Here is a 25,821-nt window from a genome sequence, read left to right on the forward strand (position 1 = left end):
ATCACACTATTGTGAGACTACTCCCTCATCGTAGGACTATATTACTTGAATTTCTAAGATTTGTAAAGAGAATTATTTTTCATTTTTTTCTTTTGGCAAAAATAAGCTCAATAATAACGAGACAATAAATACGCCTGCAACTGCATTGCCATTAAAAACATCACCAACTGCCTGTGGGAAAGCTGAGAAAAAATTCCCTGTGGTTTGCGTAAGACCCACTCCAATACAAAATGACAAAGATACAATGATCATAGTTCGATCATCAAAGACACAATCTTTCAACATTTTGATGCCCTCATACATGATAGAGCCAAACATCATGACTGTACATCCTCCTAATACGGATTGAGGAATCGAATTAAAGAAAGCACCAAGTGGCGGAAATAAAGAAGCAAGAATTAGAATTAAAGCTCCTATACAAATCGTAAATCGATTGATTACTCCAGTCATTGTCACAAGACCAACATTTTGTGAAAATGAGGTTAAAGGCAAACAACCGAAAATAGAGTTTGAAAAACCATCCACGGCCAACGATCCTTGTAATTCTTCCACCTTGATATCACGATGTAAAGCTCCCGTGCAAACAGCCGTTGTTGCACCTGTTGTTTCGGCAGCAGATACAAGAAATACGATTGCGATTGTGAAAAAAGCACCAATATCAAAAATTGGTTTATGTTCTGTAAAAAAGACGAGTGTTGGAAGGCTGAAATATCCGACCTGAGAAATCGTCTGTGAAACTGATGAAAAATCTAACATTGGAGCAATACCACTTACGATAAAAACAGTAGCCATTAAATACCCTAAAACTAAACCAACCAAGATATTCAAGTTTTTATACACACCCTTTAGTAAATAACGCGAAACCAGACACACGATTAGAGTAAACGTTCCAACAAATAAATGATACCATGCACCAAAATCTTCGACGCCACTGACACCTCCCCAGGAATCCATTCCTACCGATAACAAAGATAAACCAATTGCAATGACAACACAGGCTGATACCACTGGAGTTAAAAATCTTCTCCAATATTTAGCGCTTAACCCAACTATTCCTTCAAAGATTCCACCCATGATAATAGCACCAACCATGCCTTCATAACCAAGATCTGGATTAGTGCTAATCACTAAAAGACTTCCTAAAAAAGTAAAGCTGACACCCATCACAATCGGTAATTTTGATCCTATCTTTCATACTGGATATAATTGCATAATCGTTCCCAGTCCTGCAGCAAACATGGCACACTGTAAGATTTCAGTAATCTCGGCTGGTGTTAAATGTTCATTAGTCTCTTGAATAAATGCGGCAGAACAAACAATTAAAACTGGAGCTAAATTTGATACAAACATTGCTAAAACATGCTGTAAGCCAAAAGGAATTGCCTTTTTTAAAGGAACGCGACCATTTAAACAATAAAGATTTTCATCACTGATATTACTAACTGGTGTCTCCTTATCTAGTTTTTTTCTTTCTCCATTTTTCCCTCTCTTATCTACATACATCGATCCACTCAATAAAATGACTATATCGCTCTAGTTCTTCTATTGTTAATTTGATACAGGAATTCGAACTGCCACAAGCTGGAAATACATACTGTAAAGTTTTTAAAGAATCGTCGAGATAAACTTTGACACCTTCATTCAGTCCAAAAGGACAGACTCCACCTGCTGCATGACCTATATATTTTTCAACCTGATCTCCATGCATCATCTTAGCTTTCTTGCCGAAATAATGTTTATATTTGGCATTATCAATCTTGGCATGACCACTTGCGACAATTAAGATAGGCTGATCTCCAACTAAAAAAGCCAAAGATTTTGCGATATTTTTAGGTTCACATCCTAAAGCTTTTGCTGCCAATTCTACCGTAGCGCTGCTTGCATCGAGTTCAACAATACGATCATCAATTCCTAACAAACTAAATTCTTCTCTTACTCTTTCTATTGACACTTTGATTTTCCTTTCTACATCTTTTATATTTTAGCCTAAAAAAGAAAAAATGCTCCAAAATGAAGCATTTTTATCAGTCTTTTTTCGCCGCCTTAGTAAGGATCTTGACAAGTGCCAATCCTTTTTCAGGACAATTTGTTTCCCCAAGTCGTCGATTTGGTTTTGTTGGACCATGATAATCACTACCACAGGAAACTAGCAATTTATATTTTTGAACAATTTTTAAAACCGCTGCAATTGTTTCATCGTGAACATTTGGGCTGAACACTTCCACACCATCAATGCCTAGAGAAATCATTCTTTCGATCATTTCATCTGAAATGTTGTCCAGCTGCCAGCTGGAAAGGATTGCAATACCACCAGCTTGATGAATAGCTTCAATAGCTGAATCCAGCTCAGGATAATTACCTTTGACATAACATGGACCACCTTTTCCAAATAAATCCCGTTTAAATCGTGCCATAGCTTCGGATTGTGTTGAAGCTTGATCTATGTATCTTTTCACAAAAGACATAGAACGAACTCTTTCATTATTGAAAACCATCTTGGTAATATCTGTTGCGGTAATTGTTTGGAAGCGAGAATTTGAAATTATAGAATCTACATCAATAGAAATACCACTGAACTCTTCAAATTTCTTCACACGTTGAATTGAGCATTCCTTTTCACGGAGTAATGAATCACTTTCTAATATTTCAAAGATATCTTTTGTCCAGTCTATATAATATCCTAGCACGCGAACACGAGTTCCGTTGTACTGAGCATCTAATTCAACCCCTGGAATATACTGAATTCCATAAAGTTCAGCAAATCGAGTTGCTGCCGCATTCGCTCTTGCACAGTTATGGTCAGTAATAGAAATCACTTCCATTTTTAACTGCTTAGCCTGCTTAAAGATTTCTTCCACATCATAATATCCATCATCACTGTAATTAGAGCGGATATGTAAATCGATAGGACAAATATCATGCTGTACTTTTGGTTCCGTTTTTTTATTGTCAAAGGTAATATTAATTTCTGGTTCATTTACAGTAACAAGCCCAAAGACAAGATCAAATAAAGACTGTTGATTTGGTGTAATCAATACGATAATTCCATTTAACAACCACCATGCCAAAATTCCCAGCGTTCCAAAGAAATAACCTAAGATCATCAAAGGAATCCCAATACCTAAAGCCTGACGCATGATCAAATTTAAAGCCATGGCTTCTCGTTTGTCACGTCTTACAAGTTTTAGATCTGTCAAAACATATCCAAAAGATTGACCTTTAGAACGTGCAGTAAACAAACCTAACAAAAGTACAGCCACCACAAACAAACAGCCATACATAATATAAAACAATAAATCGAAAAAATGTGGAGAAATCAAACCACATAATATTAACAGAAACTCAATGACCCATATATATATAGGTAATAAACATATATTAATATCAATCAGAAAGGCAAAAAAATGATTTATATAATCCTCTTTATCACGAGTTAAAACACGTGCCTGTTTATAGCCACCTGAACGATATATTTGCGATTTTTTGTTGAAATAAGCTAATGTTAAATCTTTAATATTATATTTTTTCACATCCATAAAATCACAAACCTTTCACTAACTACTATATTATATCAAAAATATGCTCATTTAGAACGAATTTCCATAATTTCATAAACTATTCGAGTACAATTTCAATTCCCTTTGGATTCTGCATGATCGACTGCACATAATTCTGAACCCATGCTTTGGAAATATCGATTCCATTCGCCGTTACACAATGACTTGCGGCGAATTCATCATTATATTCATGAATTGTCATCGTTTTAAAATTATAGTAATTTGAATCATAATACGTTATCGTTGGAATAAATTTCACATCATCAAATGTTGTCTTTTGTGTATCAAAATCATAATTCAAAGTAAAACTTGCCATTCCTCCAACCATGCCTTCTGCACTATCTTGGGCACTTAAGAAATTTCCTAAGGAATAATAAACTAAAGTATCTTGATTTTCTGTTGAAATGATTTCGGCTGGTTCAATAACATGTGGATGATGACCAATTATAACTTCAACACCTAATTCATTTAGATAATTTGCCAATTGATCTTGTTCTTCTGTGATTGAAGTATTGTATTCTTGGCCCCAATGCATGCTGACAATCTGAACATCACTGATCTTAGAAATTTCTTCCATATCTTGCTTTATCTTGTCTTTATCGATCAAATCTATCAACCAAGGTTTATCCTCAGGTAAGTTATAGCCATTTAAACCATAGGTATAGCCTAACAAACCAACTTTGATGCCATTGATTTCTTTTACACGATAATTAGAAGCATCCTCTTTTGTATCATGACTTCCTGTCCAAAGTATATCTGGATAGTTCTCTTTTAAATAATTGATTTCGGCAATCAGTCCATCCGATGACATATCCATTGAATGATTGCTGGAAAGAGCCATCCAATCAAATCCAGCACTATGTACTGCGTCTAATATTTCAGTAGGCCCATTAAATACTGGATAGTGACTTAATTCATACCCAGGGGCACAGATAGTTTCTCCATTAATAAATGCAAGATCTGCATTCTGGGTATAGGGATTTGTATACTCGTATATATCCGTGAAATCAAAAGGAAGACCTTGACTGTTTTGTTCATACCAGATTGCCGCATGAATTAAATTGTCCCCTACACCGACAAAAGAGAAAGAAGAACTGCCTGTTTTGTTAGATGTTTTTTTAACAATTGTTTCAGTTCTTGCCGGTTCATTTTCCTTATATCCATACAAATAACAGAATAAACCAATATTTATCACTAAGAGTATGGAAAAAATAATAACTAAACTCTTTTTCATAACTATAATATAACACAAAATCAGCCTACTTACTCAGCAGACTGATTTGTTGTTGAAATAGAATATGTGTAAAGATCACCGCGATAGTAACATGTCGTATATTCGATCAATTCATTTGTTGCGCTATAAGAAAGGCGCTGTCGAACTAAAACAGGCAGAGTTTTAGGAATATTCAATGCATCGCGTACTTCTTTATCCGGCATCTGCGCACTAATTTTTTCTTCAATACGTACTGGCAACCCTGTTCCTGTATAATCCAGGATTTCATAAATAGATTCTGAATATTCATCTGGATCCAGTGGTAAATTTGTTGATAAAGGAAAATATGATACAAAATAAACAAGTTTTACATCATCTGCAGTTCTCACTCGGCGTATACAATACATTTTTTCTTTTGAATGTGAACCAAACCCTTCTGGTAATGGTTCAATTGAAACACTCAAGCCCTTGGTTCCCGGCACTCGATTGCGATGTTCCATTTCTTTTGTAAAAGACATGATGTGCGACAATTCCTCTTCAATTGCCGGTTGCCAAATAACAAAAGTTCCCTTGCCTCGCCCTCTTTTGACCATACCTTCTTTTTCAAGATCTAAGATAGCTTGTCTTGCTGTGATCCTGGATACATTATACTTTTGTTGGATTTCCATCTCACTTTCAATCTTATCCCCTAGTTTTAATTCACCTGATAAAATCTTATCTCGATAAATGTCCTTGATTTGAATGTAAAGTGCTTTTCCACCTTTTTTTGTTGTTAACTTCTCCATAATCATTGTCCTTTTCTTTTTATAACATTATAACATTTGATTCTGGGTTTTGTCGCCTTTTTTTATCAATTTCGATCCACTCATCCAACGTCATTGGAGCATAGTCAGAATACATGCAGAAACAATTGATAAATTGACATGGAATCGTCTCAACATTTCCAGAAACAGAGACATGTGACTGTCTTTGTACAAACTTTTGATACGCATCCAAATATATCTGATCCTGTGTTTTATGAATATGCCCATGTAACATAAATGTCTTAGGTTGTCCTGTTTCATCTCTACGATACTGTCCATTGTAACAGGCGATTGGATAATGCGATAAAATAACTTTACGTTTATTATCTTTAAGCTCTGCATAATCTTTGATCCAGATAAAACGATCCCAGGAATATTTTTTATCACTTAAAAAACGATCATGATTTCCTTTTATCATATATAATCGACCTTTTAATCGATCTAAAACTTCCTGCGTTTGCCGGGCATTTCCCCAGGAAAAATCACCTAGAATGATTACCTCATCATTCTTGTTTATTTTCGCATTCCATTTTTCGATCATATATTCATTCATCTGCTCTACACTCTCAAACCCTCTTTTATCCATTTTTTCATTCAGCGCCTTATGAAAAAAATGCTGATCCGCAATAAAATATCTCATATCCCTACTCCACCTTATCCCTTCTTAAAACAAAAAATGCAGTCTATATATTAATCAAGACTGCATGCATATCCATTATCGGTATAATCATTTTGTGTCTCTTTCAATGAGATGTACTGATTTTCCATCTCACCTTCTTTTAAAAGACCCTTTTCAATCAATACGTCCATATCGGCTGTTTCATAGTCAATGTTTACAGTCACTTTAACTCGATTGTCCTCTACAGTTCCTGAAACACTCACACCTTCAATATCAGAATATGTCTGTGATAAAGAATCATTGATGATCTGCTCCATCTGTGAGGCATCCATATCCTCAGTAATCCCTAATGAATCAAAAGTCATATAGAAAGTTTGTGCCATATTTGTGATTTCATCACCTTTGGCATCAAAGGTAATCGTTTCTTCACTTTCTGAAGTACAAACTAAAGTTTTTTTCGTAGTATCTTCTTCTTGTATTTCAGGTTCTTTTGATGAAGATGACTGATTACCCGTATCGATGACTTCATCGATTCGCATACATCCGCTTAACATTAAGATCATTGTTAAAATTTTCAAAATGCGCATATAAAAAGCTCCTTCCATACAAATTCAATTGTATCAAAAGAAGCTTTCATTTGTCCAGTTCGATAAAATATTCAAACCCTGTATTAGTAAATCGCTTTGCTTAGCCAAGCCTAAACGCAAATGATTTTCAATTCCAAAGCACTTGCCAGGAACAAAGAATACACCTGTTTCCTTCAATAATCTTTTACATAATTCCACACTCGATATAGGCATTGAATATTTTAGAAAACTAACAGTTCCCGATTCTGGCATGACTAAAGAAAACTTTGGATTCTCTTTTAACCAGGAAGTTATGATTTGTTTATTCTTTTGAACTGTTTCATAACTTCTTTTCAACAAGATTTCTTTATGTCTTAACGCGATAGCTCCTAACTTGTCTAGCAAAGGTCCGGTAGAAATTAAAGCATAATCTCTTCGAACATTTATTTGATTGATAATCTCTTTATTTGCCTTGATCCAGCCAAGTCGTAAAGCCGCCAAACCATAAAGTTTACTCAATGAAGAAGTACTGATCCCTAGTTCATATAAATCACTGATACTGCTGACATCATTTGTTTCATATCCACGATATACTTCATCACAAAGAATATAGATTCCTTTATCTTTAGCTAGATGAACTAACTTTAAAAGAAATTCGTCCTTCATCAAAGTACCTGTTGGATTATTAGGGTTATTCAAGATGATCATTTTTGTGTTGTCTTGAATCGCATTCACAAAATCTTGAATATCAATCATCCAACCCTTTTCTTCATTCAGCATCAATTCACTGACTGTACAGCCTATTGATCTAGGATAGTCACTGAATTGTTGATAACCAGGAATGCATGTTATGACATGATCTCCTTTTTCCAACAAAGTAGCCATGACCAGTTCATTAGCTTGAATACAACCATGAGTTGTTGTGATCTGATCTATGGTCCCACTTGTATACAAAGAAAGAATTTCTTTTTTTAATTCTGTATCTCCTGTGATATCTCCATAATCCATCACAATTTCTGAAAAATCTAACGTTTCTAATTCTAAAAGCTGATCCAAAGTAAGATTGACTGCACATGTATCGGTCAAATTATAAACCGCATCTTTTTCATGATCATTCATCCATTGTTCAACTTTAAAATCATTCAAAATCATTCGTAAAACACCTTGCTCAAGAAATCCTTTGCACGGTCGCTTTTTGGATTTGAGAAGAATTCTTCACTTGGCGCATCTTCAATGATCTCACCATGATCCAAGAAAACGACACGACTTCCTACTTTGCGGGCAAATCCCATTTCATGCGTAACAACGATCATCGTCATACCCTGCTTGCCTAAATCTTTCATAACTTCTAGTACTTCCTTGATCATTTCAGGATCAAGTGCGCTGGTTGGCTCATCGAACAACATCATATCTGGATCCATACAAAGAGCACGAGCAATCGCTACACGCTGCTTTTGACCACCAGAAAGATTGTTTGGATATGAATCTTTCTTTTCCTGCAGACCAACACGTTTTAAAAGCTCAAGAGATTTTTTGGTTGCATCCTCTTTGGAACGACCTAACACTTCCGTCTGTGCTAAATTTAAATTATCTAAAACTGTCATATGTGGGAATAAATTAAAATGTTGGAAAACAAACCCCATGTGATTTCTTTGCTCACGATACTTTTCTTTATTTTGAGGATCCATAAGCTCATCATTCATGTAAATCTTTCCTTTATCCGGCTTTTCTAATCCATGAATGCATCGTAACAATGTACTCTTACCAGATCCTGAAGGACCAATCAAAGAGACAATTTCTCCTTTATTAACTTCTAAAGTTACATCTTTCAAAGCATGAAGCTGCCCAAAATTCTTTTGTAAATGTTCAACTCTAATCACTTGCAGCCAACCTCTTTTCTACATGTTTTCCTATATAAGAAATACTAATCGTCATGATCAAATAGAAGATTGCAGCCAATGTATATGGTGACATGGCATCATAATATCTAGCTCCTAAGACTTGAGAAGCTTTTAAAAGTTCAATTGCTCCAATACAACTTGTCAAGGAACTGTCCTTGATCAAGGTAATAAATTCACTGATTACCGGTGGAACGATCAACTTAAATGCCTGTGGCAAAATAACAAGTTTCATCGTTTGCCAGGAAGATAATCCAAGTGTCTCACATGCTTCCCACTGTCCTTTATCAACACCATTGATACCACTACGAATCAACTCTGTAGAATAAGCTCCTGAATTGATGCTCATGGCAATGATACCGATCAAATACACATTGATTCTCAATACATTTCCTGTAATTGCCGTGTAAATGGATGGCACGACTGAAAATAATATCAAGATTTGTAATAACATAGGTGTTCCACGAATAATTTCAACATAGAAATTACCAATAGCACGTAAGATAAAAAAGCGTGATCTTTTTGCGCTGGCTCCTAAAACACCTAACACTAAACCAATCAAAAGGGATAGTATCGCCATCCCCAATGATATCAATGCTCCCTTACCTAAGTAGAGCACATTCTCCATAGTAAAGACCTTATCCAAGGCAACAAACATACTATCCCTCTTTCCTTAATATATTCACTATTCTAAAGGTAGAAGATCATATTCATCACAAAGTGTCTGATAATCATCACTTGCGATAAATGCTTTGATACATTTATTGATTTTTTCAATAATTTCTGTATTTCCTTTTTTCGCAATGACATAGTTTTCTTCATCCAATAAAGAACCATCGATCATTGTGAAGTTACCGCTAGATACATATTGTTTGGCAACACCTAAGTCAACGATTGCTGCATCGTACTGATTTGCAGCTAAGCCTGTGAAGATGTCCTGAACATTTTGAACGCTAGATACTTCAGCACCTTCAACTTCATTGGCTGCAATTTCACCAGTTGCTCCAGTCTGCGCTGCTAATTTCTTTCCAACTAGATCATCTACAGATGCGATTGAAGAACCATTTGGCACTACAGCAACCTGTGCCGTCTTGATATATGGATCAGACCATTCGACTTCTCTTTCTTCATCATATGTAAATCCTGAGATACCAATATCTATCTGATCGCCTTGGATCTGTGTAATGATGTTATCAAAGCTCATTTGTTTGAATTCCAAAGAATACGTAACACCTTCTTCTTCTGTTAAGTAATCTTCAAACCAAGCAGCCATGTCGATATCAAAACCAACCAATTCATTATCTGTAGTCAAACTTTCATATGGTGCATAATCTGGTGAAACACCGATTGTGATAACTTCTGAATCTTTACTTGTTGAATCATCAGCTGGAGCACTTGAGCATCCTACCATTGTAGCTGCCAATAATGCAGCTGTACCTACTTTTAATAACTTATTCATATTCCTTATCCTCCTATTTTCATTTCTCATATTTATAAGTTAATGCAAATGCAATACTGCTACGTCGGTCGTTTGATTCCATTTGCATCACCCTCTCTATCAAAAAAACGCCCTCTGTGTTCAACACAAAGGACGTAATATACGCGGTACCACCTTAATTCCGCTCGTTCAATATGAGCGACACCTCATTCTTAACGCGAATTAACGATCATTGCCTCCCAATTTCGACAATGCGACTCCAAGACACGTTCCATAGCTTTCTCTTATGACTTACACCAACCGTCATTTCTCTTTGAAGATCTAGCCCTGTACTACTTCTTTTCAACGTCTTTATGGTAATTATTATACACAGGCTCTTTATTTATGCAAGCCTAAAAATGTAAATTTATTGTAACTTTCTGAAAAAGGTTCCTGAAACTAGTTTTTTAATGCCTGTAATGGAGCAGGAATTCTTCCTCCACGATTGATCATGACATCATTTTTAGTTTGATTAATGTTCATGACTGGCCCATATCCCAACAAACCACCAAAATCTAATGTCTCGCCTACTTTTTTACCAATTGCAGGAATAATACGAACTGCTGTTGTTTTGGAGTTGACCATACCAATCGCTGCCTCATCGGCAATCACACCAGAAATTACGCTGGCTGATGTATCTCCAGGCACTACCACCATATCAAGACCAACGCTACATACAGCTGTCATAGCTTCCAGTTTCTCTAAAGTTAAAATACCAGATTTAGATGCTTCAATCATTCCCGCGTCTTCACTAACTGGAATAAAGGCACCCGATAAGCCGCCTACATTGCTGGTAGCCATTACTCCACCTTTTTTGACCGCATCATTTAACATTGCTAGACAAGCTGTGGTTCCATAAGCTCCACATGTTTCTAATCCCATCTCTTCCAAGATATAGGCAACACTATCACCAATTGCTGGTGTTGGAGCCAAAGAAAGATCTACGATACCAAAAGGTACACCTAATTTCTCACTAGCTACACTTCCTACAAGCTGCCCCATACGAGTGATCTTAAAAGCTGTTCGCTTGATCAAATCAGCTAATTTATCCATTGGAAGGTTCTTATCTGCCTTTGCCAAAGTTGCACGAACAACACCCGGGCCAGATACACCCACATTAATCACACAGTCTGCTTCTCCAACACCGTGAAAAGCACCGGCCATAAACGGATTATCTTCAGGTGCATTACAGAAAACAACTAGTTTTGCTGCTGCCATGCAGTTATCTTTTGCCGTTAATTCAGCACAATCTCTTACGACCTGCCCCATCATTTTAACTGCATCCATATTGATACCAGCCTTAGTCGATCCTACATTTACACTGGCACAAACATGTGATGTGCACGCTAAAGCTCTAGGAATTGATTCAATGAGTTCTTTATCTCCATGAGCAAAGCCTTTTTGAACCAATGCAGAATATCCTCCAATAAAGTCCACCCCAAGTTTTTGAGCACAACGTTCCAATGTCAAGGCATATTCAACGGGATCACCTTGGCTGGCTGCAACCAACATGGCAATTGGTGTAACACTGATTCGTTTATTTACCACAGGGATTCCGTATGTTTTTTCAATTTCATTGCCAACTTTTACAAGATCTTTGGCTAGTGTACAAATCTTGTTTTCAACTTTTTCACATGATTTTTTGATATCTGGGTCAATGCAGTCTAATAAACTGATTCCCATTGTGATCGTACGAATATCCAGATATTCTTCATCAATCATCTTAATTGTTTCTAATATTTCATTTGTCTGCATACTATTCTCCTAAATCTTATGCATTGAATCAAAAATATCTTGATGCATAACACGAATTACTAAGCCCTTTTCCTTTCCCATTTCTTCCATATGTGTTGAGAAGGTATCCAAAGACTCAGACATAGATGAAAAATCCACACTCATGGTCATTGTAAACATTCCATCTACAATCGTTTGCGATACATCTAGAATATTGATGGATGCATTTGCACATTCATTGGCAATCATTGCCAAAATCCCAATTTTATCTTTTCCAATTACACTGACAACTGCTTTCATTTTTTTCTCCTTTTATAGTTTTATTGATACTTTCGAAAATTTTTCTAACTCAAATGGTTCATAGGCACTTTGAATACCGGCAATATTCACCTCGTATTCACCTGGCATAAATCCAACCTGTGCCTGCTTTTTCAAACAATCTAATATGATCTTGGATTGTTCTAAAGATAAGGTCTTACGTTTTGAATACCAAACATTATTTTTACCATCTACCAAGATCAGTTCAACATCCAATAATTCTTTTTCTAAGATTTCATCTTTAAGATCACAATCCTGAATATTGAAATAGAAATCGCTGGAATCAATATCGCCACCTTCAAGCACAAAGATTGCCAAATCTTGCGTGTAACAAAAATTCAAAGTGGCTCCCTTTTTGATTAATTCGATTTCTTCATCACTCCATGTCTCATCTTTAATTACCAACATAAAATGATCTTCAACATAATCCATGATTGTGCCGATTTCAACGTCATACGCAAATTTCTTTTTTTCCATAAATATACCTGAATATTATTTTTCCAACTCAGCGATTTTTTGGATACGCGCAATATGTCTTTCTCCATTTGAGAATGGTGTATTTAAGAATGTATGAACGATGTCTTTTACTGTTTCAATACCTGTAGTTCTTTGTCCAACACTCAACATATTGGCATCATTGTGCTCTCTGGTTAAACGCGCCATTGTGACATCTGTACATAATGCGCAGCGAATTCCTTTTACTTTGTTGGCAGAAATAGAAATTCCAATTCCTGTACCACACATAACAATACCACGTTCTACTTCATTCGATGCAACCAGCTTAGCACATGCGCTGCCATAATCTGGATAATCAACACTATCTGTTCCATTGCATCCGCAGTCTATTACTTCATGACCTTCTTCGATCAACATTTCTTTAATAGTTTCTTTGTAATCAAATGCTCCATGATCACATGCGATTGCGATTTTCATAATTCAAGTTCCTCCTTCATTTTCTGATACACTTCGCTTTCAATAAATATACTACACCCTCCATCAAAACAGTCAAACTTTCCACGACCATTTTCATCAAGTTTTATCGTTTTTTTAGTGACAAGATCAATAAATTCAATATTCGATTTATTTTTTATGACAAATTCTTTTCCATTGGCTAGTCCATTGGTCATCACTACAACAATTGGATGCTTTCCATCCACTTTCCAGCCAATGCAATGAAAATCATCAAAGCGATCTTCTATCTCATCTTCCAGGATACGACTTCGAATCCAAACCAACTCACTTAAATGCGTTACCGGACCAATATTATCATGTTCGATACCATATAGATCGCCATAGAATACACATGGATTGTCAAAGTTTCTTAATAAGATCAAACTATAAGCATGTAACTTAAACCATCCCTGTACCCATGAATATAAAGCCTGTCCTGGCTGTGTATCGTGATTATCCACAAAAGGACATGCATACTCATTCTGTGAGCTGACTAGTGTATGATCCAATATTCTAGACATATCATAGGTATCATATGAACTTGATGCATTAAAAAGGTTAAAATGTAAAGGAACATCAAACAAATGCATACAATGACCACTGTCATTTAAATATGTATTTAATTCATTAAGATCTCCACTCCAATATTCCCCTACGGCATACACATCGTTTGTGTGGTAGCTTTTCTGTTTATCCAGCCATCCTTTAAAAAAGTTGGAATCAATGCTCTTAACGGCATCCAAACGATAGCCGTCAATGTTGGTAAATTCTTTATACCATTTCCCCCAATGATACAATTCTTCAATCACATTCGGATTTTGAAAATCCAGATCATCTCCCATGATAAAGTCAAAATTACCTTCTTCTTTGGAAACTTTTGGGTCCCACTTCTTATCTTCAAAAGTCATCAATACATTTTGGTTGGTCTTGGCATCATAATCGGTACCATCAAAGTCTTTCCATGTCCATTGAAACTTAGAATACTTGCCATTACGAACCGGAAATGTATATTTTGTCCAGACATCTACGATTTTTTCTTGACCAACTGCACGATTACGATCATTCCAATCCATCGCCGTTGCCTTGATTGTTTCTTTTTCATCGGCCCCCATACGATGATTGAACACAATATCCGCTATGACCTGTAAAGAATTTTGATGACAGACATCAATTGCCTGGATATATTCGTCTTTTGTTCCATATTTTGTCCGTATGCTTCCTTTTTGATCAAATTCACCAAGATCATACATATCATAAACTCCATAGCCAACATCATTGATGCCGGCCTGTCCTTTATAAGCAGGAGGAAGCCAGACATGTGTGAATCCCATCTTAGACAAACTGGATGCTTCTTTCATGAGTGTTTGATAGAGTGGCGGATCAGATTTCAAATACCACTCAAAATATTGAATCATCGTTCTTTTTGTCATTTTTAACTCTTCTTATCAAACTGTGTACGGCATGAAGGACAAGTAATCGTGATCATTCCTTTATTTCTTGGAACGCGAATAATTTGTGAACACTTTGGGCATACATAATAATGATAGGAACGATCTTTTAAACTTCTAAAGAAAGCTTTAAAAGTATGTGTAATCTTAGATCGAATACGAACATATTTTTGATTCTCGATTGATCTAGCTACGATATTACGTGAAAAGGAACGGAAGACATACAACACCAAAACCAAATAAAATAAAATTGCGATAATAACATTAGGAACAAAGAAGCTCAACACGATCAACAAGATCTCAAGAGCAAATAAAAACTTGTTTAGATCATCCATTCCATATCTTCCGGCTAAAAATCGATATAGTTTTTCTTTCATCTTACCACCTCATATAATACTACTAAAGATACTATTTTATTGAATATCTTTCAATCAATATACGGAATGAAAATATTTTCTTTTTGTTCTTGTGAAAACTTTTCACGTTGTGATATACTATGAAAGTATTTAAATGAGGAGGAACTCAAATGACAGATTTAAAAGAGCTTTATGAGGTGGTTAAAAAGCGTAATGCGAATGATACAGAATTCCTTCAAGCAGTAGAGGAAGTCTTCGAATCACTGAACGTTATCGCTCAAGTTCACCCCGAAAAATTAGATGACGATGTTCTAACACGCATCGTAGAACCAGAAAGACAGATTTTATTCCGTGTTCCATGGGTTGATGACAATGGAAAAACACAAGTAAACCGTGGTTATCGTATTGAATTCAACTCAGCGATTGGCCCATATAAAGGTGGTCTTCGTTTCCACCCTTCTGTAAATGTCAGCATCATCAAATTCTTAGGATTTGAACAGATCTTCAAGAATGCGTTGACTACACTGCCTATGGGCGGTGGTAAAGGTGGATCTGATTTTGATCCAAAAGGAAAAAGCGATGGCGAAGTAATGCGTTTCTGCCAAAGCTTTATGACAGAACTTGCCCGCCACATCGGACCAAACACAGATATTCCTGCAGGAGATATCGGTGTTGGTGGACGTGAAATCGGCTATCTATTTGGTCAATATAAACGTATTCGCAATGAATTTAGCGGTGTTCTTACAGGGAAAGGACTTACATATGGCGGTTCTTTGATTCGTACCGAGGCAACAGGTTATGGTTTATGTTATTTCACACAGGCACTTCTAAAAGACAATGGTACTAGCTTTGAAGGTAAGACTGTTGCGATTTCAGGAAGTGGTAACGTAGCAATCTACGCATGTGAAAAAGCAACTCAACTAGGGGCTAAAGTTGTAACGATGTCTGATTCAAATGGATTTATCTATGATCCAGAAGGAATCGACCTAGCTCTAGTTAAAGATATCAAAGAAGTACGTCGTGGACGTATCAAAGAATATGTTGAAGCAAAGCCAAATGCAACATATACTGAAGGAGCTCGTCCATGGAGCATTAAATGCGATATTGCATTACCATGTGCTACACAAAATGAATTGGATCTTGACGATGCCAAAGCACTTGTCGCAAACGGAGTATTTGCTGTTTGTGAAGGCGCAAACATGCCAACAACTCCAGATGCTATCCACTACTTGATGAACAACGGTGTATTCTACGCCCCAGGTAAAGCATCAAATGCTGGTGGTGTTGCATGCTCTGGATTAGAAATGTCTCAGAATGCTCAACACTTATCATGGACAGCTGAAGAAGTAGATGAAAAACTTGAAGGAATCATGGTCAATATCTTCAACACTTGCCGTGATACCGCAAAAGAATACGGTCACGAAAAAGAATATGTGGTTGGAGCAAATATCGCCAGCTTCTTAAAAGTTGCCGAAGCAATGAAAGCCCAAGGAACTGTATAAAATACGCAAGCATCTTTTCAAAATCGAAAAGATGCTTTTCTATTTATGTGCAAGAGTGTAAAATAAAACCATGCGTATTACACAAATCTCAGAGTCAAAACAATTAGGTATTCTTCTAGCTCTTTCTGGAGGTTTTATGGATGCCTATTCCTATATCCAACGAGGCCATGTTTTTGCCAATGCGCAAACCGGGAATATGCTTCTTTTTGGCATCAATCTCTCCCAGTTAAAGTTTCTAGATGCCTTACAATACGCAATTCCTGTCGTTGCTTTTACTTTAGGAATTGCCTTGGCAGAACAACTTAGAGCCTGTCAATGGAAAAAACTGCATTGGCGCCAAATTGCTTTGATCATAGAAACGACTATCTTAATTAGCGTTGCCTTTTTTAACAGTGATCTAAACTTAATTGCCAACTCTCTTACTTCTTTTGCCTGTGGCATTCAAGTTGAAACTTTTAGAAAAATTCAAGGTTTGTCTGCTGCCACGACCATGTGTATTGGCAACTTAAGAAGCGGTACAGAAAACTTATTTAAATACCTGCACACAAAAGAAAGGCACTACTTTGATAAAGGTGCCTTCTACTACTTGATCATTTTTTGTTTTATTATGGGAGCTGTTATCGGAAATTTCTTTATCTATTTTATGCACCGCTATGCCATCATAATTTGTTCCTGGTTTTTGATTGCTGCTTTTTTAATGATGTTCATCGACTTAGAAAAAGAGATGAATACCAAAAGAAAACATTAAATCAAAGATTTAAGTTCAACCATGCAACGACTTGTTCTAAAAGTTCATTCACTTTAGCATAGTTTCCTGTCTTGGCTAAAAAAGTATGATCAGCTTCATGAATTTCTATAAGAGTTGCTTTTTTTAACATATCGATAATTTGATAGCTTAGTGAAGCCTCCACTGTTACATCTTTGTCTCCTACACAAACAAGCGTGTTTCCTTCATATTCAAAAGCTGGACCAAGATCTACATCCAATTCATTTAAGAATGTTTCAAATACCAATTCATAACGTCCATCACTGGTCTTCACGATCGTATGGCCGTTTTTTTGTATATCTTCTACATATTCTTTTGAAAACTTAAATCCTTCTTGATCTTGTATCTTTAATGCTCCATTTAATGTAACGATACATTTAGGGTTCAAACCAGTACTCAGCAAGGCAATTCGCCCACCAAAGCTATGTCCTAGTAACCCAATACGATCTGAAATAAATCTTTTATCCTTTTGAAGAAATTGATATATCGTCTCAGTTTCTTCTAACATGATTTTGGTACCGTAATGAATTCTTGAAGAGCGATTTTCTCCCATGCTGCAAAAATCAATGCGGGCACTTGCGATCCCAGCCTTGGCTAGAGCCTGAGCACACTTTGCAAGCAAATAACCGTCTCCTTCTTTATAAGATAGAAATCCATGTAGCAAAAGCATACAAGGATAAGATCCTTCAGCTTGCGGAACACACAAGACCATAGGAATATCATGATCTTTACGCGGAACAAACAGTCTTTCTTCTATCATATGCACTCCTATTTGATCATCTGAAAACTCTTCAATACAGCATAGATGCTGTCTTCAAAACTTGGTCCACATACAACATCTGCATATGGATATAGATTTACATCTCCATTTTCCATTGCAACTCCGATATTGGCGCTATCCAACATCTCTTTATCATTTAAAGAATCTCCAAATGCCATATATTTGGCATCTTCCATTCCCCAATACTTTAGTAATGAATGAATTCCTGTCGTTTTGTTGATGCCTTCTTTAATTAAATCAACGATACAACCTGACGATTTTTGTGTTCTTAGTTGTGGAACCTGTAAAAAATCTGAGTAATCATAATCGTATCCTTTAAACATACTTATCATTTCAACACTATCGCTCTTTTGCCAACCGCGAATCTCTTTGGGAATCTGGACATGAAATTGTTGAAGAACCTGTACCGCCTGTGGATCATCCATTGTTAAAAAAGCAGAACTTCCATTTACATAAAGGCAAATTTCTTTTTTCTTAGCGATGGAAAAAATTGTTTCCAATTCTTTATCACCAAATCCATTGTGCTTAATTTTATTCAAGTTTTCATCATATACGGTATTACCGGCGCTACCAATAAAACCATCCCATTCAACATGATTGAATACATCCAACTCTTTTGCCATTAATAAGGGCCTACCTGAACAAAGAGCAATTTTATATCCGTTTTCTTTTAACTTTTTCATAGCCTTTATAGTCGATGGTAAAACTCGATTTTTTTCATGATCAAAATATGTTCCATCTATATCAAAAAAAATAGCTTTAATTTCATCCCTGATTTTTTTTTGCATATCAATTACCTCTTTTCATATATGAGTGAATCAGGCTTGAACATTTCCTAACGCATATGAATCCACATGCCTTTGTACAACTTCAAAAGGCATATTTCCACATTCTAAAATTGCTTGATTAAATCCTTTATCCGTAAAATCTTCACCTAGTTTTTCCTGGGCACTTTCTTTTAGATCCTGAATCACTTCATTTCCAACATAATATGGTTCGAATACAGCTGGATTGGCATGAAGTTGTGCATATAAGGCTTTAGCACTTTCTTCATCTAGAGCAAATCCTGACTGGCTCATATAGTCAGTAAATTGCTCTAGCGTATAACCTTCATAATGAATTCCAATATCTGCTGCCACAATAGCACAATAAGATGCCTGCTCATTTTCTGCATATAAAGTCAACAGATTTGGATCAATATTTGTCAAATAATCCAAAGCCTCATATTGTGCATAAACCGCATATCCTTCTGTATATGCATTAAACTGCGCTAATCCTTTAATTAGATTACTTGAGACATTTTCATACATGTAACCATATTGATACATATGCCCTGGAAATCCTTCATGACAAACCGTCATATATGTATCGATGCTGGAAATATCACTACCTTTTGGGTTAACTCTCAATTGTTTTTTCTCATTTCCATCCAATGTAGGGACCTTAAAATATGCAGCAACCCCCGTATCCGAAGCAATTTGCTCATTTACATCTTTAATTTCATATTCAAGATCATTCACTTCTGGAAAATCATTTACAAGATTTTGTTTAGCAAATTCTAAGATTTCTTCATAACTGTTAAATCCTGTTTCCGGCATAGTTCCTTGAATGAATGTGTTCACTGCATCCGGATTGCTGTAAGCATAAACCTGTAAGGATAAAATATGATCTTGATATGCATCTTCCATCATTTCCTTGATTTCCAAAGGATCTTTATCTAACCCTGTATTTTGTTTTATAAGAATCTCAAAATATTCCTTTCCATTTTCAAATGAAGCAAGTCCCTGCTCATTGTTTTGCGCTGACTGTGAAAATTCATTAAGCATAGCTATGATATTTTCATAAGCTGGAATAAATGAATTATAAAACGCATCTTCAAGCTGTGCGATATAGTCGACCTCATTTGATAATCCTAGAGATTGAATTGTTTCTTTCATTGCGGATAAAACAGCACTATCCTGGGCTGTATCAATAATATTTTGACAATAATTTAAAACCTCATCAATATCGATCATTAAAAGACCCATTTCTTCTTGTTTTTTTGTATATTCAATAGCTCCATTAACATAATCTAAGACATCTTCAACCAACAAGATCATCTCTTGAACTTCCTGTTCATTATCTACCTGCCAGTCCGCAAACAAAGTTGGTAATTGATAATGCAAGCCACTCATACTTTCAAAATACGGTGTGTAATACCAGAATTTTTTATCGCACAATGCTTCATCAATTTCCATCATATAGGCATAAGCATCATATACATCTTTTTGTTCTTCACTTAAGCTATCATAATCAAAGGATTTAAACTCTTCATACGATTCATTGGGTTCAGACATCAAATCCTCATAATTTTCAGGATCCAGTCTTTCTCCCAGGTTGACCTCAATCTCTTCTACATTGATATCATATTGTTCTGGATCATCGATCAATGTCTTGTAAGTTAAATAATCACTTTCGACTGTATCGATAAATTCCTGTTCCATAAACGCATCAAAATCTGCATGCGCTGTTTTTTCATCTACATTTTGACATCCTGCAATCGATACGAACAATGCGATCGAAACAAGAGATGACAATAGTTTGGATATTTTCATATTGCCTCCATGATCAATAATATGTCTTGCCATAAGAAACCAAGCAATAGTTTCCTTGATTATATTCCACGATACTAAGCGAACAATTGGAAATCAATCTATTAACTGAACCGTTGACTTCTATAGCTGCCTGTTTGAAACCCAGATCGATATGCGAGAAAAATTCCTTCAAGATCGATCCATGTGTAACAATCAGAATATTGGCTTCATCATACAGAGAAACGATTGAATGAATTTCATCTTCAAAACGTTTTAAAGCCTGTTGTTTGCTTTCACCTTGTATATCTTGATATCCGCTTAAATTGGCCGTTCCATTAGGAAATACTTTTTCAATACGCTCTCCTTCAGCTAATCCAAAATGAATTTCCTTTAAGCCTTTTCGATCATATTTTTTAATATCCCGATCATTTAAAATAATATCCAATGTATCCCTGCATCTTTCAGAAGTTGAACTATAAGCTGCACAAATATCCACTTCCTTTAATACATCTATCAAAGATTCTGCCTGCTTGATTCCTTCCTGTGTCAAAGGCGAATCACACCATCCCTGTACTCGCTTTTTTACATTAAATTCCGTCTGTCCATGACGTACAAACAACAATCGAATCATAACTTCTCCCACATTGCTCTTGTCAATAGTGCAACTCTATCCTCTTTATAAACATTTAATGCCGTAACAAATTTATTTGGAATTATGTATTCATGTTTAAAGCCTAATTTCTCTTTGACCCTTGCCGAAGCCAGATTGTACGAAAAATTCAGACACCAAATTTTAGATAAATGCAACGACTCAAAGCCATAACGAATCAAAGTTTTTGCCGCTTCACTGACATAACCTTGATTCCAATATGGTCTTCCAATCCAATATCCTAATTCTGCTTCATCTTCTAAAATGGAAAGATTTGCTTTATCTTTAAACATCAGACTAATGCATCCTATAATTTGATTGGTATCTTTTAATACAATGGCATATGTGTTTTCATCAAATACATTACAAATGATATTCAAGCTTTCATTAACATCTTTATGCGGTAACCAGCCACATCTTGGCCCGATTTCATGATCTTTGGCAAGTTCATACAGAGAATCTTTATCTTCACTCTTCCAGTTTCTTAAGATCAAACGTTTTGTTTCAAGATTAGTCATATGGTTTGTATTCAACACTTTGATCTTTAAAATCAATAAAAATCTGGAACGCTTTACGATCTTGATCTTCATCCCAAATTTCAACAAACTCTGGAGTGACTTCAATCAAGATTTCTGTGTCGACATGCGAATATGCATTATAGCTCTGCCATAAAAATTCTTTGTATTTCTTTTCAAATATTCTTCCTGGCTCATCTACGACTAAGCCTTTGTTGACTGCCTTTCCTTCAACTTGAACACCATTAAAACACATCGCAACTTGAGGATTTTTAAACAATTGCTGTGTCTTTCTAAAGTTTTTATCGGTTTTAAAATAAATCTTATCATTATAGAATACACAACTTACATTTCTTACCATAGGATAATTATCCACACAGCTAGCCAAAGCCATGATTTTCCAATCACCTAATTTTTCATCCATTATTTTCTTAGCTTCTAAAAAGTTCATGATTTTCTCCTTTTAAATAATCCCCTGATATCCCAGTATTAACATAACTAATGATATAACAATAAAAGCACCTAAAACAACCATTTCATTTGATTTTTCGTGTGGTTTTTCTTCTGTCATGACCAAATGAGAACTTCGCAATGCCCCAATGACTGGTTTATACAAAAATAAACTTGCTCCTGCATTAATTCCATATTTAATTAAATTAAATGGAAGAATACCAGGAATCAACATAGCCGCAACGGCTTCTCTTGAAATCCCAAAATAAATTGGTGTAATGATGTAATTCCATAAAAGCATGCTGATAGTTGTTAAGATGACACCTGTACCTAGTCCAATCAAAGCACCTTTTTTTGTATGCTCTTTTTTATAAATTGCACCCGCCACACAAGAAAACATACATGTTGCGATCATATTCATCAAAACATCTAAGATAGTTCCTCCACGCAACATAACATCCAACACGGCACAAATAGCACTCATCACAAAAGCACTAAATGGACCATAGATAAAACTTGCGATAACTATGACAATATCTTTAGGATCATAGTTCAAAAAAGAAACAGCTGGAATGATTGGAAAGTGCAGCAATAGATTCATGACCATGGCCATGGCACACATCATTCCTATTGTAGTAATTTTCTTTGTACGACTATTCATAAACACAACACCTCCATAAACAAAGAAAAATGCGCCTAAAATAACTCTTCTAGGTGCATCTTTTGTCTATAAAAATGTACAAAAAAAGCATCTTCTTTCATCCAGACTATACTGTCGGCTTCGGAGTTGCACCGAATCAACCTTACGGCTCGTGGGCTATACCACCGGTCGAGAATTTCACTCTGCCCTGAAGATTTATTTTATGCATCTATATATTACGCCTGAATGAAATAAATGTAAACGAATTTATATAAAAAGGAACGAACCATTTTGTTGTTTCATTCCCTAAATATCTAAATAGAACTTATTTGAAAACTTTCTTTCGAACAATCATATAACAAATCAAATGAGCGGTTGCGGTTAATGCCCAGGATACCGGATATGAAAAATACAAAACAAATAAACTTCGATTCGTCGCAAAAATTGTAAAGATCCATATGATCCTAAATAAACAAGCTCCTGTCAAAGAGACTAACATTGGCATAACAGAATATCCCATGCCTCTAAGAGATCCAACAAATACATCCATCATTCCACATAAGAAATAAGGAACACAGATCAAAGACATTCTCAACAAACCATAAGAAATTACTTGTGGATCACTTGAATAGATAGATAACAAGCTCGTACCGATTAAATAAGCTCCTCCACCCATTACGATACCAACGATCATAACGATAACTAAACATTCAATCAAAATCTTATCTACACGTTTATATTTCTTAGCACCCATGTTTTGTGATGTAAAGCTTAAAGAAGTCTGATATAAAGAGTTCATCGCATTATATACAAATCCTTCTAAATTAGCTGAAGCAGTATTTCCTGCCATTGCGATTGAACCAAAAGAGTTTACACTTGATTGAATCAATACATTTGACACACTGAAGATACATCCTTGAAGTCCTGCCGGCAATCCAATCTTCATCATCTGTATTGCGACATCTTTATGAAAGCTCAAACTCCTGTGATCAAGATGAAGAACTCCGTCTGCTCCTTTTAGACAAAGAAATACAAGAAAAGCACTGATTCCTTCTGAAATGATCGTTGCCAATGCGACACCAGCAACTCCCATGTGAAATACAATCACAAAAATCAAATTAAAAATAACATTAATGATACCTGCTAAAGTTAAAAAATATAAAGGGCGCTTTGTATCTCCAACTGCTCTTAATAACGCAGCCCCAAAGTTATAAAACATAAATGCTGGCATACCAACAAAATAGATTCGCATATACAAAACCGATAGATTTATAACATCTTCTGGCGTACCCATTAATTCCAAAAGTGGTCGTGATAAAAAGAATCCTACAAAGATCATGGCAATCCCTACAACAAGAGCAAAAGTTACCGCTGTATGGACTGTCTTTGAAGCACTTTCCTCATCTCTAGCACCAATGTGTTTCCCTAATAAAACATTAGCACCTACAGACACACCCACAAATAAATTGATCAATAAATTAATAAGCGAACTTGTTGAACCAACAGCTGCCAAAGCTTCATTGCCGGTAAATCTTCCAACAACAATCACATCTGCTGCATTAAATAATAGTTGCAACACACCAGATAACATTAAAGGAATCGCAAATAATATGATTTTCTTCAATAAAGGCCCATTGCACATATCCATTGTATATTTACTACTCATATCCACATCCCTCTCAAAACTCTTATATTATATTCTTGAAAATTATTTAATCAACCTTAAATAAATAAAGTGATAGATATTAAGTGAATTTACCACTCTTATCTATCACTAATTTTTAAAGGCTCGTCCTTTGCACATAAAGGGTGAATAAATATTAAAAATGAAATCTTGGTGGTATAATTTAGACGCTTGTAGAAAGGCAAGCTCTTGAGGAGCTTCATGAGGTGAATAACCATCAAGAGAACTTGGCGGTTCTGGTTGTTCATCTCGTGAAACTCTGAACCGCCAAAACAATGAAATCTAAGAAACGTAAAAAATACACACCTTTACGTTCTTTTTCGTGGTCAAAATCCGAAGCCAAAACAACGGATCAACTTTTAGTCGAATCTACAGTTTCTGAATGGTATGATGCCAAACATCGTACGATGTCAAAGGAAGAAATAATATTTATAAACTCTTTACCTATAGAAAATTGTAGGCTATGCAATTCTTCAGAATTCACTAAAAATGGGCATAGAAAAGATGGAATTCAGATTTATTTTTCTAAGACATGTCATCATCAATTTAATCCATTAGCAAATACAATCTTTGATTCAAAGAAAATACCTATTTCGGAATGAATCGAATACCTTCTGCATTTGTTTGAATTTCATTCACTCCATTCCACAGCTTATGACAACAGGAATTCAAAGACAACCGCTAAATACTGGCTTATTAAAGTATTTGAAGTATTAAAAGGGATCCAAGATGATATAGTGTTGGATGGTACTGTATATTTAGACGAAACGTATTTTTCAAAAGCCAAACAGAACAAGATCAAAAAAGACGAAAAAGAACTGCGAGGAATATCCAGGAACAAAATAGGAGTAGGGGTTGCCTGCAATGATAAGGCATCCATCTACATAGTGACAGGAACATCAAAACCATCCAGGACCTCGACAATGAGAACCTATGGAAAACATATAGCCGAAGGTTCGACAATCGTTCATGATGAAGAAAAATCTCATAACATACTTGTTGAAGAACTAGGATTAAAAATGAAGTATATTTATCTAATAAAATAAAACAGCTGAACGATAAAGAGAATCCATTATATCCGGTCAATCATCTCCATATGTTTCCGCAGAGGACAACAAAACCTATCTCCCCAATATCGTCACATCCACATTAAAAAGCATTGTGGCGGAGAGCGATCATCGGCAGAACCGGATGATCTTCAAGTTAGCTGTGGAGATGGCGGTCATGATGAACGTGGTCGCAGCGAATAACAGCATCAATCCGGTGTCACTGGAACGACTGCGGGGAGAATGTGTCAAGGAAGTCAAAAGGCTGAATGGCT

General features: G+C 35.7%; 28 protein-coding genes, 1 pseudogene, 1 riboswitch and 1 other annotated feature. Of the genes and pseudogenes, 4 read left to right on the forward strand and 25 right to left on the reverse strand.

Annotated features, from left to right (window positions below; genetic code table 11):
* Positions 1–72: 72 nt before the first annotated feature.
* From HMPREF0367_RS02845 to HMPREF0367_RS02925, 17 genes and pseudogenes are all read right to left on the reverse strand, one after another.
* Positions 73–1,503 (reverse strand): annotated as a pseudogene (locus HMPREF0367_RS02845) (uracil-xanthine permease family protein).
* Complete coding sequence (locus HMPREF0367_RS02850) at positions 1,490–1,951, reverse strand: YbaK/EbsC family protein (protein WP_035401008.1); 462 nt, start codon at positions 1,949–1,951, stop codon at positions 1,490–1,492. The pseudogene HMPREF0367_RS02845 and the gene HMPREF0367_RS02850 overlap by 14 nt, the downstream one beginning before the upstream one ends.
* A gap of 73 nt (positions 1,952–2,024) precedes the next feature.
* Positions 2,025–3,536, reverse strand: coding sequence for a PHP domain-containing protein (locus HMPREF0367_RS02855; RefSeq protein WP_035401011.1), 1,512 nt, complete (start codon positions 3,534–3,536; stop codon positions 2,025–2,027).
* Between the two features lie 79 nt (positions 3,537–3,615).
* Positions 3,616–4,791, reverse strand: coding sequence for a CapA family protein (locus tag HMPREF0367_RS02860; RefSeq protein ID WP_022355464.1), 1,176 nt, complete (start codon positions 4,789–4,791; stop codon positions 3,616–3,618).
* A gap of 29 nt (positions 4,792–4,820) precedes the next feature.
* On the reverse strand, positions 4,821–5,555 hold the full coding sequence (locus HMPREF0367_RS02865) for a GntR family transcriptional regulator (protein ID WP_035401013.1): 735 nt from the start codon (positions 5,553–5,555) through the stop codon (positions 4,821–4,823).
* A gap of 19 nt (positions 5,556–5,574) precedes the next feature.
* On the reverse strand, positions 5,575–6,213 hold the full coding sequence (locus tag HMPREF0367_RS02870; RefSeq protein ID WP_035401016.1) for a metallophosphoesterase: 639 nt from the start codon (positions 6,211–6,213) through the stop codon (positions 5,575–5,577).
* A gap of 50 nt (positions 6,214–6,263) precedes the next feature.
* The gene (locus tag HMPREF0367_RS02875; protein ID WP_035401019.1) at positions 6,264–6,779 is read right to left on the reverse strand and encodes a DUF1307 domain-containing protein; all 516 of its coding nucleotides are present in this window, start codon (positions 6,777–6,779) and stop codon (positions 6,264–6,266) included.
* A gap of 33 nt (positions 6,780–6,812) precedes the next feature.
* Entirely contained in the window at positions 6,813–7,910 is a 1,098-nt protein-coding gene (locus tag HMPREF0367_RS02880) for an aminotransferase class I/II-fold pyridoxal phosphate-dependent enzyme (protein WP_015536186.1), read from the reverse strand.
* On the reverse strand, positions 7,907–8,638 hold the full coding sequence (locus HMPREF0367_RS02885) for an amino acid ABC transporter ATP-binding protein (protein WP_022355459.1): 732 nt from the start codon (positions 8,636–8,638) through the stop codon (positions 7,907–7,909). Before HMPREF0367_RS02885 ends, HMPREF0367_RS02880 begins: the two co-directional genes overlap by 4 nt.
* On the reverse strand, positions 8,631–9,314 hold the full coding sequence (locus tag HMPREF0367_RS02890) for an amino acid ABC transporter permease (RefSeq protein WP_035401022.1): 684 nt from the start codon (positions 9,312–9,314) through the stop codon (positions 8,631–8,633). Before HMPREF0367_RS02890 ends, HMPREF0367_RS02885 begins: the two co-directional genes overlap by 8 nt.
* A gap of 27 nt (positions 9,315–9,341) precedes the next feature.
* Positions 9,342–10,115 (reverse strand): transporter substrate-binding domain-containing protein, encoded by a 774-nt coding sequence (locus HMPREF0367_RS02895; RefSeq protein WP_035401024.1) that lies wholly within the window; start codon positions 10,113–10,115, stop codon positions 9,342–9,344.
* Positions 10,116–10,240: 125 nt separating this feature from the next.
* Positions 10,241–10,449: a binding site (T-box leader), on the reverse strand.
* A gap of 83 nt (positions 10,450–10,532) precedes the next feature.
* Complete coding sequence (locus tag HMPREF0367_RS02900) at positions 10,533–11,888, reverse strand: PFL family protein (protein WP_022355456.1); 1,356 nt, start codon at positions 11,886–11,888, stop codon at positions 10,533–10,535.
* Between the two features lie 9 nt (positions 11,889–11,897).
* Entirely contained in the window at positions 11,898–12,167 is a 270-nt protein-coding gene (locus tag HMPREF0367_RS02905) for an ACT domain-containing protein (protein WP_015536190.1), read from the reverse strand.
* A gap of 12 nt (positions 12,168–12,179) precedes the next feature.
* Entirely contained in the window at positions 12,180–12,662 is a 483-nt protein-coding gene (locus tag HMPREF0367_RS02910; protein ID WP_022355455.1) for a hypothetical protein, read from the reverse strand.
* 15 nt (positions 12,663–12,677) lie between these two features.
* Complete coding sequence (gene rpiB / locus HMPREF0367_RS02915) at positions 12,678–13,118, reverse strand: ribose 5-phosphate isomerase B (RefSeq protein ID WP_015536192.1); 441 nt, start codon at positions 13,116–13,118, stop codon at positions 12,678–12,680.
* The gene (locus tag HMPREF0367_RS02920; RefSeq protein ID WP_035401027.1) at positions 13,115–14,566 is read right to left on the reverse strand and encodes an alpha-amylase; all 1,452 of its coding nucleotides are present in this window, start codon (positions 14,564–14,566) and stop codon (positions 13,115–13,117) included. The genes rpiB and HMPREF0367_RS02920 overlap by 4 nt, the downstream gene beginning before the upstream one ends.
* A gap of 2 nt (positions 14,567–14,568) precedes the next feature.
* On the reverse strand, positions 14,569–14,961 hold the full coding sequence (locus tag HMPREF0367_RS02925; RefSeq protein ID WP_035401030.1) for a hypothetical protein: 393 nt from the start codon (positions 14,959–14,961) through the stop codon (positions 14,569–14,571).
* Positions 14,962–15,110: 149 nt separating this feature from the next.
* On the opposite strand from HMPREF0367_RS02925, the gene gdhA reads away from it, so the two are divergent.
* On the forward strand, positions 15,111–16,442 hold the full coding sequence (gdhA, locus tag HMPREF0367_RS02930; protein ID WP_015535282.1) for an NADP-specific glutamate dehydrogenase: 1,332 nt from the start codon (positions 15,111–15,113) through the stop codon (positions 16,440–16,442).
* A gap of 70 nt (positions 16,443–16,512) precedes the next feature.
* A complete protein-coding gene (locus HMPREF0367_RS02935; protein WP_035401033.1) occupies positions 16,513–17,190 on the forward strand; it encodes a YoaK family protein in 678 nt (225 codons plus the stop codon).
* A 1-nt stretch (position 17,191) separates the two neighbouring features.
* Here HMPREF0367_RS02935 and HMPREF0367_RS02940 read toward each other — a convergent pair whose 3' ends face one another.
* The 8 genes from HMPREF0367_RS02940 to HMPREF0367_RS02975 all read right to left on the reverse strand — a co-directional run bounded on the left by HMPREF0367_RS02940 (position 17,192) and on the right by HMPREF0367_RS02975 (position 24,482).
* Positions 17,192–17,968, reverse strand: a complete 777-nt coding sequence (locus HMPREF0367_RS02940; protein ID WP_035401036.1) for an alpha/beta hydrolase family protein — start codon at positions 17,966–17,968, stop codon at positions 17,192–17,194.
* Positions 17,969–17,976: 8 nt separating this feature from the next.
* On the reverse strand, positions 17,977–18,777 hold the full coding sequence (locus HMPREF0367_RS02945; RefSeq protein ID WP_035401039.1) for a Cof-type HAD-IIB family hydrolase: 801 nt from the start codon (positions 18,775–18,777) through the stop codon (positions 17,977–17,979).
* A 30-nt stretch (positions 18,778–18,807) separates the two neighbouring features.
* Positions 18,808–20,583: a DUF885 domain-containing protein gene (locus HMPREF0367_RS02950; protein ID WP_035401053.1), complete on the reverse strand. Its 1,776-nt coding sequence runs from the start codon at positions 20,581–20,583 to the stop codon at positions 18,808–18,810.
* 13 nt (positions 20,584–20,596) lie between these two features.
* Positions 20,597–21,193: a histidine phosphatase family protein gene (locus HMPREF0367_RS02955; RefSeq protein ID WP_022355448.1), complete on the reverse strand. Its 597-nt coding sequence runs from the start codon at positions 21,191–21,193 to the stop codon at positions 20,597–20,599.
* The gene (locus HMPREF0367_RS02960) at positions 21,190–21,729 is read right to left on the reverse strand and encodes a GNAT family N-acetyltransferase (RefSeq protein ID WP_035401041.1); all 540 of its coding nucleotides are present in this window, start codon (positions 21,727–21,729) and stop codon (positions 21,190–21,192) included. The genes HMPREF0367_RS02955 and HMPREF0367_RS02960 overlap by 4 nt, the downstream gene beginning before the upstream one ends.
* Positions 21,722–22,177 carry a pyridoxamine 5'-phosphate oxidase family protein gene (locus HMPREF0367_RS02965; RefSeq protein WP_022355446.1) on the reverse strand — a complete coding sequence of 152 codons (456 nt, stop codon included), beginning with the start codon at positions 22,175–22,177 and terminating at the stop codon, positions 21,722–21,724. The genes HMPREF0367_RS02960 and HMPREF0367_RS02965 overlap by 8 nt, the downstream gene beginning before the upstream one ends.
* Positions 22,178–22,189: 12 nt before the next feature.
* Positions 22,190–22,837: an ECF transporter S component gene (locus HMPREF0367_RS02970; protein WP_015536199.1), complete on the reverse strand. Its 648-nt coding sequence runs from the start codon at positions 22,835–22,837 to the stop codon at positions 22,190–22,192.
* 85 nt (positions 22,838–22,922) lie between these two features.
* A riboswitch (FMN riboswitch) is annotated at positions 22,923–23,036 on the reverse strand.
* A gap of 105 nt (positions 23,037–23,141) precedes the next feature.
* The gene (locus HMPREF0367_RS02975) at positions 23,142–24,482 is read right to left on the reverse strand and encodes an MATE family efflux transporter (protein WP_035401043.1); all 1,341 of its coding nucleotides are present in this window, start codon (positions 24,480–24,482) and stop codon (positions 23,142–23,144) included.
* Positions 24,483–24,775: 293 nt separating this feature from the next.
* On the opposite strand from HMPREF0367_RS02975, the gene HMPREF0367_RS02980 reads away from it, so the two are divergent.
* Entirely contained in the window at positions 24,776–25,102 is a 327-nt protein-coding gene (locus tag HMPREF0367_RS02980; protein ID WP_035401045.1) for an IS1/IS1595 family N-terminal zinc-binding domain-containing protein, read from the forward strand.
* An 18-nt stretch (positions 25,103–25,120) separates the two neighbouring features.
* Entirely contained in the window at positions 25,121–25,546 is a 426-nt protein-coding gene (locus HMPREF0367_RS02985; RefSeq protein ID WP_148449353.1) for a transposase, read from the forward strand.
* Positions 25,547–25,821 lie beyond the last annotated feature (275 nt).

Source organism: Faecalitalea cylindroides ATCC 27803 (assembly GCF_000469305.1).
GTDB lineage: Bacteria > Bacillota_I > Bacilli_A > Erysipelotrichales > Erysipelotrichaceae > Faecalitalea > Faecalitalea cylindroides.

Bases quoted from the DNA above. Each gene is read 5' to 3' on its own strand.
- HMPREF0367_RS02925 (WP_035401030.1), bottom strand. From the start codon at position 14,961: ATGAAAGAAAAACTATATCGATTTTTAGCCGGAAGATATGGAATGGAT.
- HMPREF0367_RS02865 (WP_035401013.1), bottom strand. From the start codon at position 5,555: ATGGAGAAGTTAACAACAAAAAAAGGTGGAAAAGCACTTTACATTCAA.
- HMPREF0367_RS02860 (WP_022355464.1), bottom strand. From the start codon at position 4,791: ATGAAAAAGAGTTTAGTTATTATTTTTTCCATACTCTTAGTGATAAAT.
- HMPREF0367_RS02935 (WP_035401033.1), top strand. From the start codon at position 16,513: ATGCGTATTACACAAATCTCAGAGTCAAAACAATTAGGTATTCTTCTA.
- rpiB (WP_015536192.1), bottom strand. From the start codon at position 13,118: ATGAAAATCGCAATCGCATGTGATCATGGAGCATTTGATTACAAAGAA.
- HMPREF0367_RS02875 (WP_035401019.1), bottom strand. From the start codon at position 6,779: ATGCGCATTTTGAAAATTTTAACAATGATCTTAATGTTAAGCGGATGT.
- HMPREF0367_RS02920 (WP_035401027.1), bottom strand. From the start codon at position 14,566: ATGACAAAAAGAACGATGATTCAATATTTTGAGTGGTATTTGAAATCT.
- HMPREF0367_RS02895 (WP_035401024.1), bottom strand. From the start codon at position 10,115: ATGAATAAGTTATTAAAAGTAGGTACAGCTGCATTATTGGCAGCTACA.
- HMPREF0367_RS02975 (WP_035401043.1), bottom strand. From the start codon at position 24,482: ATGAGTAGTAAATATACAATGGATATGTGCAATGGGCCTTTATTGAAG.
- HMPREF0367_RS02900 (WP_022355456.1), bottom strand. From the start codon at position 11,888: ATGCAGACAAATGAAATATTAGAAACAATTAAGATGATTGATGAAGAA.
- HMPREF0367_RS02940 (WP_035401036.1), bottom strand. From the start codon at position 17,968: ATGATAGAAGAAAGACTGTTTGTTCCGCGTAAAGATCATGATATTCCT.
- HMPREF0367_RS02960 (WP_035401041.1), bottom strand. From the start codon at position 21,729: ATGACTAATCTTGAAACAAAACGTTTGATCTTAAGAAACTGGAAGAGT.
- HMPREF0367_RS02980 (WP_035401045.1), top strand. From the start codon at position 24,776: ATGAAATCTAAGAAACGTAAAAAATACACACCTTTACGTTCTTTTTCG.
- HMPREF0367_RS02870 (WP_035401016.1), bottom strand. From the start codon at position 6,213: ATGAGATATTTTATTGCGGATCAGCATTTTTTTCATAAGGCGCTGAAT.
- HMPREF0367_RS02905 (WP_015536190.1), bottom strand. From the start codon at position 12,167: ATGAAAGCAGTTGTCAGTGTAATTGGAAAAGATAAAATTGGGATTTTG.
- HMPREF0367_RS02855 (WP_035401011.1), bottom strand. From the start codon at position 3,536: ATGGATGTGAAAAAATATAATATTAAAGATTTAACATTAGCTTATTTC.
- HMPREF0367_RS02965 (WP_022355446.1), bottom strand. From the start codon at position 22,177: ATGAACTTTTTAGAAGCTAAGAAAATAATGGATGAAAAATTAGGTGAT.
- HMPREF0367_RS02880 (WP_015536186.1), bottom strand. From the start codon at position 7,910: ATGATTTTGAATGATTTTAAAGTTGAACAATGGATGAATGATCATGAA.
- gdhA (WP_015535282.1), top strand. From the start codon at position 15,111: ATGACAGATTTAAAAGAGCTTTATGAGGTGGTTAAAAAGCGTAATGCG.
- HMPREF0367_RS02950 (WP_035401053.1), bottom strand. From the start codon at position 20,583: ATGAAAATATCCAAACTATTGTCATCTCTTGTTTCGATCGCATTGTTC.
- HMPREF0367_RS02970 (WP_015536199.1), bottom strand. From the start codon at position 22,837: ATGAATAGTCGTACAAAGAAAATTACTACAATAGGAATGATGTGTGCC.
- HMPREF0367_RS02945 (WP_035401039.1), bottom strand. From the start codon at position 18,777: ATGCAAAAAAAAATCAGGGATGAAATTAAAGCTATTTTTTTTGATATA.
- HMPREF0367_RS02890 (WP_035401022.1), bottom strand. From the start codon at position 9,314: ATGTTTGTTGCCTTGGATAAGGTCTTTACTATGGAGAATGTGCTCTAC.
- HMPREF0367_RS02910 (WP_022355455.1), bottom strand. From the start codon at position 12,662: ATGGAAAAAAAGAAATTTGCGTATGACGTTGAAATCGGCACAATCATG.
- HMPREF0367_RS02955 (WP_022355448.1), bottom strand. From the start codon at position 21,193: ATGATTCGATTGTTGTTTGTACGTCATGGACAGACGGAATTTAATGTA.